Origin of the sequence: Actinomadura sp. 6N118 (assembly GCF_044326415.1) — a bacterium.
Taxonomy (GTDB): Bacteria; Actinomycetota; Actinomycetes; order Streptosporangiales; family Streptosporangiaceae; genus Spirillospora.
On the sequence record NZ_JBIRAZ010000001.1, the window covers coordinates 636995 to 650396 of the forward strand.

Annotated in this window: 13 protein-coding genes; 7 read left to right on the plus strand and 6 right to left on the minus strand. The window is 68.8% G+C overall.

Annotation, left to right across the window (positions count from 1 at the left end; genetic code table 11):
- Positions 1-185 precede the first annotated feature (185 nt).
- Positions 186-860, plus strand: coding sequence for an amino acid-binding protein (locus ACH34W_RS02810; protein WP_395959063.1), 675 nt, complete (start codon positions 186-188; stop codon positions 858-860).
- A gap of 256 nt (positions 861-1116) precedes the next feature.
- Positions 1117-2667 carry an AMP-binding protein gene (locus ACH34W_RS02815; RefSeq protein WP_395959064.1) on the plus strand — a complete coding sequence of 517 codons (1551 nt, stop codon included), beginning with the start codon at positions 1117-1119 and terminating at the stop codon, positions 2665-2667.
- Positions 2668-2720: 53 nt separating this feature from the next.
- Here the strand turns inward: ACH34W_RS02815 and ACH34W_RS02820 are convergent, their stop codons facing one another.
- Positions 2721-3635 (minus strand): carbohydrate kinase family protein, encoded by a 915-nt coding sequence (locus tag ACH34W_RS02820; RefSeq protein ID WP_395959065.1) that lies wholly within the window; start codon positions 3633-3635, stop codon positions 2721-2723.
- Between the two features lie 74 nt (positions 3636-3709).
- Here ACH34W_RS02820 and ACH34W_RS02825 point away from each other — a divergent pair, with 74 nt between their 5' ends.
- From ACH34W_RS02825 to ACH34W_RS02840, 4 genes are all read left to right on the plus strand, one after another.
- Positions 3710-4363 (plus strand): class II aldolase/adducin family protein, encoded by a 654-nt coding sequence (locus ACH34W_RS02825; protein WP_395959066.1) that lies wholly within the window; start codon positions 3710-3712, stop codon positions 4361-4363.
- 365 nt (positions 4364-4728) lie between these two features.
- Complete coding sequence (locus ACH34W_RS02830; protein WP_395959067.1) at positions 4729-5403, plus strand: glycoside hydrolase family 11 protein; 675 nt, start codon at positions 4729-4731, stop codon at positions 5401-5403.
- A gap of 69 nt (positions 5404-5472) precedes the next feature.
- The gene (locus ACH34W_RS02835) at positions 5473-6276 is read left to right on the plus strand and encodes an enoyl-CoA hydratase (protein WP_395959068.1); all 804 of its coding nucleotides are present in this window, start codon (positions 5473-5475) and stop codon (positions 6274-6276) included.
- A 66-nt stretch (positions 6277-6342) separates the two neighbouring features.
- Positions 6343-6765: a TIGR03668 family PPOX class F420-dependent oxidoreductase gene (locus ACH34W_RS02840; RefSeq protein WP_395959069.1), complete on the plus strand. Its 423-nt coding sequence runs from the start codon at positions 6343-6345 to the stop codon at positions 6763-6765.
- On the opposite strand, the gene ACH34W_RS02845 is transcribed toward ACH34W_RS02840, so the two are convergent.
- The 5 genes from ACH34W_RS02845 to sbnA all read right to left on the minus strand — a co-directional run bounded on the left by ACH34W_RS02845 (position 6762) and on the right by sbnA (position 11318).
- Positions 6762-7757, minus strand: coding sequence for an ADP-ribosylglycohydrolase family protein (locus ACH34W_RS02845; RefSeq protein WP_395959070.1), 996 nt, complete (start codon positions 7755-7757; stop codon positions 6762-6764). The genes ACH34W_RS02840 and ACH34W_RS02845 overlap by 4 nt on opposite strands.
- A 33-nt stretch (positions 7758-7790) precedes the next feature.
- Positions 7791-8900, minus strand: coding sequence for an acyl-CoA dehydrogenase family protein (locus ACH34W_RS02850; RefSeq protein WP_395959071.1), 1110 nt, complete (start codon positions 8898-8900; stop codon positions 7791-7793).
- Positions 8901-8973: 73 nt separating this feature from the next.
- Complete coding sequence (locus tag ACH34W_RS02855; RefSeq protein WP_395959072.1) at positions 8974-9207, minus strand: hypothetical protein; 234 nt, start codon at positions 9205-9207, stop codon at positions 8974-8976.
- 49 nt (positions 9208-9256) lie between these two features.
- Complete coding sequence (gene sbnB / locus ACH34W_RS02860) at positions 9257-10282, minus strand: 2,3-diaminopropionate biosynthesis protein SbnB (protein WP_395959073.1); 1026 nt, start codon at positions 10280-10282, stop codon at positions 9257-9259.
- 34 nt (positions 10283-10316) lie between these two features.
- Positions 10317-11318 carry a 2,3-diaminopropionate biosynthesis protein SbnA gene (gene sbnA / locus ACH34W_RS02865; RefSeq protein ID WP_395959074.1) on the minus strand — a complete coding sequence of 334 codons (1002 nt, stop codon included), beginning with the start codon at positions 11316-11318 and terminating at the stop codon, positions 10317-10319.
- 345 nt (positions 11319-11663) lie between these two features.
- Between sbnA and ACH34W_RS02870 the strand changes: the two genes are divergently transcribed.
- Positions 11664-13196: an amino acid adenylation domain-containing protein gene (locus tag ACH34W_RS02870; RefSeq protein WP_395959075.1), complete on the plus strand. Its 1533-nt coding sequence runs from the start codon at positions 11664-11666 to the stop codon at positions 13194-13196.
- The last annotated feature ends 206 nt before the right edge of the window (positions 13197-13402 follow it).

Sequence of the window (13402 nt, forward strand, 5' to 3'; positions counted from 1 at the left end):
GCAGTTACCTTAACGGGATGTAACCCGCCGGGATAGACCCCCGCGCGTGACCTTCTGTTGGGCTTCCGGCGACGTGACATGCCGTTCCGCTCCCGACTTCTCGACCTCGACACTCTTGGGTAACACCATGGAAATGCCGCTCCAACACTCTGGCGGAGTGGGTCTCACACAGGAGGTGGCGAAAGATGCTGCGGATTCGCGTTCGGTTGCCGGACCGGCCCGGCTCGCTGGGGAAGGTGGCGCGGATTCTCGGCGTCGCCGGGGCCGACGTGGTCCAGATGGCGGTTCTGGAACGTGACAGCGGCCGCGCCCTCGACGACTTCACGGTGGTCTGGCCCACGGGGGTCGGCATCGACCGGCTCTGTGACGGGCTGGCCTCGATCCCGGGTGTGGACATCATCGGCATCTGGCCCACCGACGAGCCGCAGGGCGCCTTTCCGGACGCCGCGCTCATCGGCCAGCTCGCCGCCGATCCGCACCGCGGGCCGGTGACCTTGACGGACGCGGTGCCGGCCATTCTGAGCTCAGACTGGGCGGGCCTCGTCGAGAGGGGCCCGGAGGGGCCCGTGCTCGTGCACGCCAGCCTGGGCAGCGGTTCGAAGGTCGACGTGCCGGAACTGGAACCGATCCGGCCCCGGGCGTTCACCGCGGAGGACGGCACCCAGTTCGCGCTGGCCCCGATCGTCGACGCGGCGGGTGCCGACCTGGTGCTGCTGGTGGCCCGGACGGGCGCGCCGCAGTTCCACCGGACCGAGGTCTTCCGGCTGGCGCAGCTCGTCGGCGCCGCCGAGGCCGTGCTGGGAGTGCGGCGGCCGCCCGAGAACGGGGAGCTCGCGGCGGACCTGGTACAGAGTTCTTAACGGGGACGAAACCGGCGAGACGCCTCAAGCGTCTACTTTGGCGGACATGGCACCCGGTGCGGCGGCGCGGTCGCGCCGGGGCCATATTCCCGGCATCACGGGTGCATTTCTGTCATCACGGGTGCTCTGACAGCTGCTCTGGCAGCGCATATCCTCTGACCTCGCGGACATTGATCGGTGCTCTGATCTGTCCCCTCGGCCACCACGAGTCTTAGAGTCCAATTCTAGGATTTGTGCCGGTCCTCTGGAGGTCATCGTGGCCGAACTGCTCCGTCCGTTCGCCCAAGCCCACCCCGACGAGCCCGCGATCACCGACGAACGCGGCGCCTCCTCCTGGCAGGAGCTGAACGCCACGACCGACCGGCTCGCGGGTGCCCTGCGCGGCCTCGGGCTGGACGTCGGAGACGCGATCGCGATCCATTCCGGCAACCGCCGCGAACACTTCGAGCTCATGTGCGCGGCCGGCCACATCGGGTTGCGCTATGTCCTGGTCAACTGGCACTGGACGGCCGATGAGCTGCGGTACGTCCTGGAGGACGCCGGAGCCAAGGCGTTGTTCTCCGAGGCGGACTTCGCCGAGATCGCCGCCACGGCCGCCGACGGCCTGGACCTGAGAGCCCGCGTGGCGATCGGCGGAGCGATCCCGGGCTTCACGCCGTACGAGGAGTTCGTGGCGAGCGGACCGGAGGGCGAACCGGCCGGGCAGAGCATGGGCGTTCCGATGATCTACACCTCGGGCACCACCGGGCGGCCGAAGGGGGTCAAGCGCAAGCTGCTCGCGGCGGGCGCGCCGATCGAGGTCGCCAAGCTTGTCGGCGACACCTTCGCCGAGATCCTGCTGATCCCCGAACGCGGCCGGTCGTTGCTGGTCGGGCCCGTCTACCACTCGGCGCAGTGGTTGTGGTCGCAGGTCTTTCTGCTCACCGGGCGGCCCGTCGTGATGCGCCGGTCGTTCGACGCGGCCGAGACGCTGCGGCTCATCGACGAGCACGCCATCACCCAGGTCCATCTCGTACCGACGCAGTTCGTGCGCCTGTTGCGGGTGGACGAGAAGGTGCGGGCCGGGTTCGACGGGTCCAGCCTGGCCGCGGTGTGGCACGGTGCCGCGCCCTGCTCGCCCACGGTCAAGCATCAGATGATCGACTGGCTCGGCCCGATCGTGCACGAGTACTACGGCTCCACCGAGGCCTCGGTCAACACGATCATCACCGCGCCCGAGTGGCTGGCCCGGCCGGGCAGCGTCGGGCGCCCGCTGGCCTCCACCGAGGTGCACATCCTGCGTGAGGACGGCGAGCCGGCCAAGCCGGGGGAACCCGGCCAGATCTGGTTCCGCTACACCAGCGGCGACGACGTCGAATACTGGGGCGACGAGGCCAAGACCAGGTCCGTGCACCGGCCCGGCGGGCTGTTCACCACCGGCGACATCGGCTACTTCGACGAGGCGGGATATCTCTTCCTCGCCGACCGGGCCATCGACATGATCATCAGCGGCGGGGTGAACATCTACCCGGCCGAGGTCGAGGGGGTGCTGATCACCCATCCGGCGGTCCGCGATGTGGCGGTCTTCGGCGTGCCGGACGAGGAGTTCGGCGAGCAGGTCAAGGCGGCGGTCGAGCTGGCCGACGAGGTCAACCCGTCCGAGGGCCTGGCCACCGAGCTGATCGCGCACTGCCGTGCCTCGCTGGCCGGGTACAAGGCACCCCGGACGGTCGACTTCATCGAGGAGATGCCGCGAACGCCGACCGGCAAGCTCTACAAGCGCCTGCTCCGCGACCCTTATTGGCAGGGCCGCGGCCAGCGGATCTGACGTTCACAGCGGTGTCCGACGTTCACGGTGTCGACGTTCACGGTGTTCCACGATCACAAGAGGGCGAGCACGCCGTCGAGGTCGGTCAGGCAGGCGTCGGAGCCCAGCCCCTGCGCGACCGTGGCGGCCGCGGCCGTGCCCCAGCGGGCGGCCTCCAGCAGTTCCTTGCCGTGCTGCAGGCCGGTGATGAACCCGGCGCAGTACGCGTCACCGCACCCGGTCGTGTCCACGACGTCGACTTCCAGCGCCGGGAGGCGTTCGACGCCGTCGGCCGAGGCGATGAGGCTGCCGTGCTCGCCCAGCGTGACCAGCACCGCGCGCGGTCCCTCGCCGAGCAGCTTGCGCGCCGCCCGCACGACGTCGTCGCTGCCGGCCATCGCCATCGCCTGCTCCTCGTTCGGCAGGAAGTAGTCGACGTACGGGAGGAACGCGCCGGCGCCGGTGATCAGATCGGGCATGTTCGACAGCAGGTCCATGGTGACGATCGTCCCGCCGGACCGGGCCGCCGCCAGCATTTCGAAGAAGGCGGGGTCGTTCAGCCCGAACGTGACGTCCGTCCCGCCGAGGTGGACCACATCGGCCGCCGCCAGCAGGCCGGGCTCGACCGCGCTCGTGGTCAGCGTCAGGTTGGCGCCCGGCACGTGGAACGACGGCCGGCCGCCGTCCGGTCGGATGGGCAGGATCGAGGCGCTGGTCTGGTCAGCGGTGCGGCGCACGAGGCCGGTGACGTCCACGCCGTGGCGGGTCATCATCGTGACCAGGATGTCGCCCAGATCGTCGTCGCCGATGGCGCCCACGGAGACGACGTCGTTGCCGAGCTTGGCCAGGGCGACGGCCGTCCCGGCCGCCGAGCCCGCCGCGGTCAGCCGGACCTGGTCGACGACGACGGTGCCCTGCCCCGGCGGGATGGCCTCGACCGGGCGGGCGAGGACGTCCACGATGTGCACGCCGAGCGTGACGACGGCCATGACGGTTCTCCCTTGTGATCGTCAGGGCCGTAGCGTACGGCCTGAACATGGTTGAACGTGAGAGGGATTCGCAAATGAAATGTGCCGAGGAGCGGCAGGCGCTGTGCGACATCGGCCGGAAGATGGCCGGGACCGGGCTCGTGAGCGGCGCGTCGGGCAACATCAGCGTCCGGGTGGGCGAGCTGGTCGCGGTCACTCCGGGCGGTGTGATGCTCGACCGCATGACCCCCGAGGACTGCCCGGTGGTCGACCTTGAGGGCCGGCTGGTCGAGGGGGAGCGGGCGCCCTCCTCGGAGACCCCCATGCATCTGGCTCTTTATGACTGCACCGACGCGGCCGCGATCGTGCACACGCATTCGACGTACGGCACGGTGGTCGCCACGACGATGACGGAGCTGCCGCCGATCCACTACAACACGCTGCTGCTCGGCGGGGTGATCAAGGTGGCCGAGTACGCCACGTACGGCACCCCGGAGCTGGCCGCCAGCGTGCGGGCCGCGATGGAGGGAGGTAAGCGCGCGGCCCTGATGGCCAACCACGGCGGTGTGGCCATCGGCAAGGACCTGGACGAGGCGTACGAGAACGCGCGGCTGCTGGAGTGGCTCTGCGGCGTGTACGTCCGTGCCAAGGCCATCGGCGAGCCCAGGATCCTCACCGAGGCCGAGCTGGTCCAGGTCATCGAGCGCAGCCTCACCCCGCCCGTGTACCCACGCTTGGACGAACAGTAACCTAGCGCTTGCTAGGTTACCCGATTCATTTCGCATCGCGGCCATTGACGGGATCCGGAGCATCGCCCGCGCGGACCTCGATCATTTTTCGAAACTTTTCGAGCGCTTATGGGTCGCTCGTGAGTTTTCATCGGGTTTTCATACGGGCGCTCTTTCTCTGGATCCTAGATTTCCCAGGTGGAGGGACATTAAAGGCTTCTGTGGCCACCCAGAGCTTCGAAAAGTTTCGAAACTCTTCATTGACGCCTCCTTGGAAGCGATCGCATACTCACTCCCGATCGACGCTTCTCGCCAGGGCCGCCGGTCGGGTGGTCTTCGTGGCGGGTTCGCGGCCCAGCCTGCGTCAGCGTTCACGAGGAGGAAGCATGTACGTCCGTTCGATCAGCCGCAGAAGCCTCATCGCCCGTGCGGGAGCCCTTGCGCTGGCCGCGTCCGCGCTCGCGCTTCCCGGCACCGCCAACGCCGATACGACCATCTGCTCGAGTCAAACCGGCACAAATGGCGGCTACTACTACTCGTTCTGGACCGACGGCGGCGGGTCGGTCTGTATGACCCTGGCCGCCGGCGGCAACTACCGCACCTCATGGAGCAACGTCGGGAACTGGGTGGGCGGCAAGGGCTGGAGCAACGGCGGGCGCAGAACTGTGAACTACTCAGGCAGCTTCAACCCGTCCGGCAACGCATATCTCACCCTCTATGGGTGGACGTCCAACCCGCTCGTGGAATATTACATCGTCGACAACTGGGGCACTTATCGGCCCACCGGAACGTACAAGGGCACAGTGACCAGCGATGGCGGTACGTACGACATATACCAGACGACGCGGTACAACGCCCCCTCCGTCGAAGGCACCCGAACCTTCAATCAGTACTGGAGCGTCCGGCAGTCGAAGCGGACGGGCGGCACCATAACCACGGGCAACCACTTCGATGCATGGTCTCGGTCCGGAATGGGTCTGGGCAGTTTCCGCTATTACATGGTCCTCGCAACAGAGGGATATCAAAGCAGCGGAAACTCCAACATAACGGTGAGTGGATGACCCCGCCCGTGCACCCGCGCCGGGACGCCCGGTAACCTAGCGCTTGCTAGGTTACCGGGAGGGAGCCCGATGTCCTTCGTGCTGATCGACAAGCCGCGCCCGCACGTCACGCTGATCACCCTCAACAGGCCCGAACGGATGAACGCGATGGCGTTCGACGTGATGGTGCCGTTCAAGGAGGCCCTGGAGGAGGTCAGCGCCGACAACGGCACGCGGGTCGTGGTCGTGACCGGCGCGGGCCGCGGCTTCTGCTCCGGCGCCGACCTGGAATCGCCGGGCCGCATCCCGGGCATCGAGGGGCTGACGGTCTCGGCCATCGCGCTGCGTTCGATGGAGCTGCTGGACGACGTCATCCGGGCGATGCGGCGCATGCACCAGCCGGTGATCGGCGCGGTCAACGGGCCGGCGATCGGCGGCGGGCTGTGCCTCGCCCTCGCCACCGACATCCGGATCGCCGCCGAGGGCGCCTACTTCCGCGCGGCGGGGATCAACAACGGGCTGACCGCGAGCGAGCTGGGGCTGAGCTACCTGCTGCCGCGCGCGATCGGCTCCTCCCGCGCGTTCGAGATCATGTTGTCGGGCCGGGACGTGGACGCGGCGGAGGCCGAGCGGATCGGCCTGGTCTCGCGCGCCGTGCCCGGCGACAAGCTGCTGGATGAGTGCTACGAGATGGCCGAACGCATCGCCGCGTTCAGCCGTCCGGGCGTCGAGCTGACCAAGCGGATGTTGTGGTCGAGCCTGGACGCGGCGAGCCTGAACGCCCACATGGACCACGAAGGCCTCGCGCAGCTGTTCGTCCGCCTCACAACCCGCAACTTCGAGGAGGCGATCCAGGCCCGCAAGGAGAACCGCCCCCCCGAGTTCAAAGACTGACTCGGGTCACAGACTGACGCAGGTTCAAAGACTGACGCGGGGGCGGATCCGTGGCAGGCTGCCGCTGTGCCCAGCCTCGCTCAGGACGTCGCCCGGCAGCGGCTGATGACGGTCCCCGTCGTCCGCCTCGCGACCGTGGACGAGAACGGCCTGCCGCACCTCGTCCCGATCACGTTCACCGTCGAGCGCGGCACGGTCTACACCGCGGTCGACCACAAGCCCAAGGGCAACCGCGACCTCAGGCGCCTGGCCAACATCCGCGCCAACCCGCACGTCGCCCTGCTCGCCGACCACTACGAGGACGACTGGGACCGCCTCTGGTGGGTCCGTGTGGACGGGCACGCCCACATCATCGATGACCCCGCCCGGATGGCCGCGCCGATCGACCTCCTGGCCGCCCGCTACCCCCAGTACCGGGAGCACCGCCCCGAAGGGCCGGTCGTCGCCATCGTCATCGACCGCTGGACCGGCTGGTCCGCCATTACCTAGTCCCAAGCCTGGCCTATGCGGGTCAGCTGGTCCGCGTACTCGATGCGGCTCTGCCATTCCCGGGGCCAGGCGTCCATGCCCAGGTGGGCGCCCGCGAAGGCACCGGCAAGGCAGGCGATGGAGTCGGAGTCGCCGGAGCTGGCGGCGCCGCGCCAGACGGCGGAGACCGGGTCGTCGGGGAAGAGCAAGAAGCAGAGGAGCGCGGTCGCGAGGGCCTCTTCGGCGATCCAGCCCGCGCCGGTGATCTCGCAGGGGTCCGTGTCGCGGCTGCCGCGCAGGAGAGCCGCGTCGAGCCGGTCGAGGGCCTGGCGGCACTCGTCCCAGCCGCGGGTGATGAACTCGGCGGGGGAGGGGGCGCCGGAGCGCTTCCACAGGTCACCGAGCCAGCGTTCGTGGTAGACGGCGCGCTGGACGTGGCAGTGCTCGCGGAGCGCGGTGGGCAGATCCGCCGGTGACATGCCCTCGCGGAGCCACCACGTGGCGAAGGCGGTCAGTTCGCTCGCGGCGAGGCCGGTCGGGTGGCCGTGGGTGAGCGCCGCCTGGAGCTGCGCGGCGCCGGAACGGGTCTCGTCGGTGAAGCCCGGGACGAGCCCGACCGGGGTGACGCGCATGTTGGCGCCACAGCCCTTGGACTCGTGCTGAGTGGCCTCCACCCAGGGAATCCCGGCGTCCAGGCCTCGGCACGCGCGGAGGCAGGTGTTGCCCGGCGCGCGGTTGTTTTCGGGGTCGTGCAGCCAGTTGATGAAGCGGCGCCGCCATATCGGGATGATCCGGTCGGGGGTGAACGGAGGGTCGTCGAGCGCGTCCAGCATGCCGTTGGCCACCGCCAACGCCATCTGGGTGTCGTCGGTGACCAACGCCTTGCCAGGGAGGTCGCGAGGACCGTCCGGGCCGTGGCGTTCATGGATCTGGTGCATGGTCAGGAACTCGGTGGGGGCGCCGAGCGCGTCGCCGTACGCCAGGCCGAAGATGCTTCCGCTCGCCCGTTTCATCCCGCCATCGTAGGAGCGCCGGTCGCTGGGGCTTCAGAGGCCCACGAGGTCGGCGAGGCGGCCGCGGTGGTGGGCGGGCGGGCCGAAGAGCTCCTGTGACGACTTGGCGCGCTTGAAGTAGAGGTGGGCGTCGTGCTCCCAGGTGAACCCGATGCCGCCGTGGATCTGGATGCTCTCGCCCGCCGTGTGGAAGTACGCGTCGGAGCAGAACGCCTTGGCCAGGGCGGCGGCGACGGGCAGCTCGCCGGGGTCCTCGTCGGCGGTGGCGGCGGCCTGGAGCACGGCGGAACGGGCCGACTCGACCTGGACGAACATGTCCGCGCAGCGGTGCTTGATCGCCTGGAAGCTCCCGATGGGGCGGCCGAACTGGTGCCGGACCTTCGCGTACTCCACGGTCATGTCGAGGGAGATCTGCGCGCCGCCGAGCTGCTCGGCCGCGAGGCTCACGGCCGCGATGTCGAGGGTGTGCGCGAGGACCGCCTCCGCGCCGCCCTCGGGGCCGACGAGCCGGGCGGGCACGGCGGCGAAGTCGAGCCGGGCGAGTTTGCGGGTCTGGTCGAGGACGGGGAGCGGTGTGCGAGCAAGACCGGCGGAGCCGTCCACGGCGAAGAGCGACAGGCCTAGGGGCGTACGGGCCGCGACGAGCACGAGATCGGCGATGTGGCCGTCGAGCACGTAGGTCTTGGTGCCGTCCAGGATCCAGCCGTCTCCGGATCGCCGGGCCGTCATCGTGATCGATCCGAGGTCCCAGCGGTCGTTCTCGTTCCACGCGAGCGTCGCGATGGTGGTCCCGTCGGCGATGCCCGGGAGGAGGTCGCGCTTGGCGTTCTCGTCGCCGGAGGCCTGGAGCGCGGTCGCCGCCAGCACGACGGTGGCGAAGTAGGGCGCGCACACGAGCGCCCGGCCCATCTCCTCCAGGACGATCACCAGCTCGCGGACGCCGAACCCGGACCCGCCGTACTCCTCGGGGATCGCCAGGCCCTGCAGGCCCAGCTGCCCGGCCATCTGCTCCCAGACCGCCGGGTCGTACCCCGTGGTGCTCTCCATGAGACGGCGGACCTCGGCGCCCGGCGACTTGTCCGAGAAGAACCTGCGCAGTGCGCCGCGCAGTTCCTCCTGCTCCTCGGTGACGACGAGCCTCATCCCCGGCCTCCCGTGCAGCCAACCTGACGCTTGCTTGGTTGATTGTGCCGTACGGGGCCGCCCGGGGCCAGGGTCAGGGGGCCCAGTCGTGCGGGCCGAGGGTGAAACCCCTGGCGGTGGAGTGGACGTGGTTGGCGGAGACCAGGTGGCTCAACGCCGCCCAGATGTCCTCCTCCGGGCGGTCGATGAGGTTGCGCAGCGTCTCGATGTTGGCCGCGCCGCCGGCCTTGTCGATCTCGGCGACCGTTTCGTAGACGTAGAGCTCGAAGTCGGAGAGCTCCTGAACGTCGGCCCGTTTGTCTTCCATGCCCGACACCTTCCCGTTTCTACGGGAGTCCATCCGCCAGGGGCCACGTTCAGCCGTATCGCTTGAGCTCGTGGAAGAAGCCGGGCACGGTCTGCAGGTCCCCGGCGGCGGTCACCTGGTCGTAGACGTAGCGGGCGACGGCGAGGTCCAGGACGCCGAGGCCGAACGGGGAGAACACCACCGGCTTGTCGGCCGGCGGAGTGATCGCGCCGGTGAGGACGTCGTAGAGGGTCCCGGCGACGAAATCGCGGTTGCCGGCTCGCTGCTCAGCCAGGTGCGGCGAGGTGTTGGCCTTCATGCAGTGCTCGACGTCGTCCACCACGTTGCAGGACGACAGGATGATCTCGGGGGAGAGGTCCCGCAGCGAGACGTGGAGCACGAGCGGGTTGTGCGCGAACCAATCCGGGTCGGTGACGTGCGGCTCGCCGGCCACGGTGGCGAAGACGATGAGATCGGACGACCGGACGAGGTCCTCGGCCGACTCGTGGATGGTGATGGTGCCCTTCTCCGAACGTTCGAGGTAGCCCTTGAAGCCCTCCGCGTGCTCGCGGGAGAGGTCATGGACGCCCAGCTCCTCGAAGGCGAAGCCGTTGCCTGCGAGGTAGGTGTGGATGTAGCGGGCGATCAGGCCGACGCCGAAGAACCCGACCCGGGCCGGGCGCACGCCCCGGCGGGCGCTGAGCTCGGCGGCAGCGAGCGCCGCCGAGGCGGCCGTCCGGGCGGCGCTGATGATGGAGCTCTCCAGGCACGCGAACGGGTAGCCCGTCCGGGTGTCGTTGAGGATCAGCACGGCGGAGGCCCTCGGGATCCCCTCCTGCACGTTCTCCGGAAAGCTGGAGATCCACTTGATGCCGTGCACGTCCACATCGCCCTTGACCGAGGCGGGCAGCGCGATGATCCGCGACGACGGTCGGTCGGGGAAGCGCAGGAAGTAGGAGTCCGGGTTGACGGTCGCGCCCTCGCCGTGCAGCCGGTAGGCGGCCTCGATCATCCGGGTGACCTCGTCTTCCCGGCCGCTGATCGCCTCGTGTACCTGGGCGCCTGAGATCACGGCGAAAGAGGGGGGCTGTGTCATGGTCCGTCGAACTCCGAAAAGGGGGTGGGGGTGATCAGATGCCGAGAATATCGGCGTTGGGGATGTTCAGGTCGGCGAGGATGTGGCCGAAGTTGTCGCGCAGCCAGCTCTCCTCGTAGATGGAGTCGAGATAGCGTTCGCCCAGGTCGGGGGCTATCGCGACGGCCACGGGCGACTCACCGGGGTACTTTTCGGCGAGCCAGCGCTCCGCGCCGCTGACGACGGTCCCGGTCGACCCGCCGAAGAGGAAGCCCCGCGACGACAGCCGGTGCACCGTGCGGATGGTGTCGGTCTCCGGCACGTGCACGACGTCGTCGATGAACGACTCGTCGACGAGCTCGGGCCGGCTGCTGGTGCCGAGGCCGGGCACCATCCGGCGCTCGGGGATGCCGCCGAAGGTGACCGAGCCGGCCGCGTCGACCGCGACGATGGTGACCGGGCGGCGGTGCTCCCGGAAGTACCGCGCGCAGCCCATCAGCGTGCCCGTGGTGCCGGCGCCGACGAAGAGCACTTCCAGCTCGGGAAAGTGCCGGTCGATGGCCGGTGCGGTGCCGCGGTAGTGCGCCAGCCAGTTGTTGTGGTTGGCGTACTGGTTGAGCCAGACGTACTCCGCCCCGCCCTCGCGTTCGGTCTCGCAGAGCTCCCGCACGTACCTGATCCGGCTCTCCAGGAACCCCCCGTTGGCGTCCTGCCGCGAGATGACCCGTACCTCCGCGCCGAGCGCGCGCATGAGGCGCATCGACGCCGGGTTGCAGCGGGGGTCGGTGACGCAGATGAAGCGGTAGCCCTTGCTCGCCGCGATGATGCTGAGCGCGATGCCGAGGTTGCCCGAGGACGACTCGACGATGATCGATTCGGAGGTCAGGGCGCCGTCCCGCTCGGCCGCCTCGACCATCTCGGCGGCGGCCTTGAGCTTCACCGACCCGGCGAAATTGAATCCCTCGCATTTGAGATAGAGCGGGCTGTCGAGAACCGGCCGGAGATCCACATAAAGATCCTCGACATTGAAGTCCTGCGGCGAGGTGATGATGGGCACGCTGCCACCCTTGCGGAAACGACGATCAACAGGTCTGGTGAAATTGTGACTTTCCTGCCGAGGGACTTGGATTCGTGATCCCGCGCCGTCCCGTGAATCGAATACCCAGAAAGCAATTTCGGGTGTTCCCCCATCTGCCCCCGAAGCACGCCGCGAGGTTCTGACCGAACCGTGGCGGAGCATAACCGTACCTTCGGGGTTGAGTGCCCGCAACCCCCTACTTACTCGCCGGTAGTCTCCTATGAGTCGATTCTGGTGATGATTCGGCTCGGGTCGGTCATAAGCTGTTGGGCCGACATGATTAACCGATGACGGTGGAGAATTCCTACATCACGGAGAGTTAAGATGAATGCTCGCGGACAGGTCGCCGAACGGTTGCTCGGGCCGGCTGAGCTGCCCGTGCTGGAGGTCTCCCCGGCGGAGGTCGCGCGGGCCCGTGAGCTGGCCGCCCGCCACGGCATGACCCGCGAGCACCCGGTCGACCTCGCCGATCCGGTCATCACCCGGGTCGAACGATTCGCCGCCGAGGGCGATCGCCCCGCCGTCACCGACGCGACACGTTCGCTCTCCTATACCGGCCTCGCCGCCGAGGCCCGCCGCCTTGCCACGCTGCTGGAACGCGCGGGCGTCGAGCCCGGCACGGTCGTCGGTGTGGGCGGTGCGCGCTGTGCCACCGTGATCTCCGCGTTCCTCGCCATCGAGCTGGTCGGCGCGCTCTACGTCCCCGCCGACGAGACCTGGCCGGCCGCGCGGGTCCGGGACGTGCTCGCCCAGGCCGGGGCCCGCGTGCTGGTGACCGTCGACCAGGGGGAGTCGGCACCGGCGCTCCTGGCCGGAGCGGCCGAGGCGGGCTGCGAGATCATCCGGGCTGGACGCGCCGACACATGCGAGCCGTGGCCGGGTGAGCCGCGCCTGCACGCCCTCGACCAGCCCCGGTACGTGCTCTTCACCTCGGGCTCGACCGGCACGCCCAAGGGCGCCGTGGTCGAGCACCAGGGGATGATCAATCACCTCTACGCCAAGATCGTCGACCTGGAGATGACGCCCGCCGACGTGCTGGCGCAGACGGCCCCGCTGGGCTTCGACATCTCGGTCTGGCAGATGCTCTGCCCCCTGCTCCTGGGCGGCCGGGTGGACGTCATCGGCGACGACGTCGGGCACGACCCGGTGGCCTTCGCGCGGGCCGTCGACGACCAGGGCATCACCATCGTCGAGCTGGTCCCGACCATGGTCAGGCACCTCCTCGATGACCTCAGCGACGTATCCGCCAATTCTCTCGGCGGGCTGCGCTGGATGATCGCTACCGGGGAGGAACTGCCGGCCGAGCTGTCGCGCCGCTGGCTGGAGACCATGCCGCACGCCCGGCTGCTCAACGCCTACGGCCCGACGGAGTGCTCCGACGACGTCACCCACCACACGGTGACCGCCAAGGACCTGGAACTTCTCCGGCTGCCGATCGGCACCCCCATCGTCAACACCCAGCTCTATGTGCTGCGGAACGAGGACGACGGCACCTGGAGCGCCTGCGACATCGGCGAGACCGGTGAGCTCTTCGTCGGCGGCGTCTGCGTGGGGCGTGGCTACCTCGGCAACCACGAGCGCACCCGCGAGGCCTTCTGCTCCGACCCGTTCGAGAGCACGCCCTCGGGCCGCCTCTACCGGACCGGGGATGCCGTCCGGCTGCTGTCACCCTCGGCGTCCGGCGCGGGCGTGCCCACCCTGCAGTACCTGGGCCGCGTCGACCGCCAGGTCAAGATCGCGGGTGTCCGGATGGAACTCGGCGAGATAGAGGCCGTGCTGCAGCGACACCCGGGTGTCGGTGCGGCTGCGGTCGTGGTCCATGAGTACCCGGTCAACCCGGCTGCCGTGGACCACTGAGAGCACCGGTCACTCTGTGTGATCGCACTGGCCGGGTTCGGTCGTCAACCGTTGTCACTTGTCGAGCGTCCCATGTGCCGCGAACAGGCTCATGAACAGGATTTTTTGTCACGGTCGTGAGCAATTTCTGCGGCTAAGTTCTACATACGAGGGGATTGCGAGGCATGTGACAGGCTGGTTAACTGTGGCAGCGCTACTCCTCAGTA

Excerpts from the sequence above, each read along its gene's own strand:
- ACH34W_RS02810 (WP_395959063.1), top strand. The coding sequence starts at position 186 with ATGCTGCGGATTCGCGTTCGGTTGCCGGACCGGCCCGGCTCGCTGGGG.
- ACH34W_RS02820 (WP_395959065.1), bottom strand. The coding sequence starts at position 3,635 with ATGGCCGTCGTCACGCTCGGCGTGCACATCGTGGACGTCCTCGCCCGC.
- ACH34W_RS02825 (WP_395959066.1), top strand. The coding sequence starts at position 3,710 with ATGAAATGTGCCGAGGAGCGGCAGGCGCTGTGCGACATCGGCCGGAAG.
- ACH34W_RS02830 (WP_395959067.1), top strand. The coding sequence starts at position 4,729 with ATGTACGTCCGTTCGATCAGCCGCAGAAGCCTCATCGCCCGTGCGGGA.
- ACH34W_RS02835 (WP_395959068.1), top strand. The coding sequence starts at position 5,473 with ATGTCCTTCGTGCTGATCGACAAGCCGCGCCCGCACGTCACGCTGATC.
- ACH34W_RS02845 (WP_395959070.1), bottom strand. The coding sequence starts at position 7,757 with ATGAAACGGGCGAGCGGAAGCATCTTCGGCCTGGCGTACGGCGACGCG.
- ACH34W_RS02850 (WP_395959071.1), bottom strand. The coding sequence starts at position 8,900 with ATGAGGCTCGTCGTCACCGAGGAGCAGGAGGAACTGCGCGGCGCACTG.
- ACH34W_RS02855 (WP_395959072.1), bottom strand. The coding sequence starts at position 9,207 with ATGGAAGACAAACGGGCCGACGTTCAGGAGCTCTCCGACTTCGAGCTC.
- sbnB (WP_395959073.1), bottom strand. The coding sequence starts at position 10,282 with ATGACACAGCCCCCCTCTTTCGCCGTGATCTCAGGCGCCCAGGTACAC.
- ACH34W_RS02870 (WP_395959075.1), top strand. The coding sequence starts at position 11,664 with ATGAATGCTCGCGGACAGGTCGCCGAACGGTTGCTCGGGCCGGCTGAG.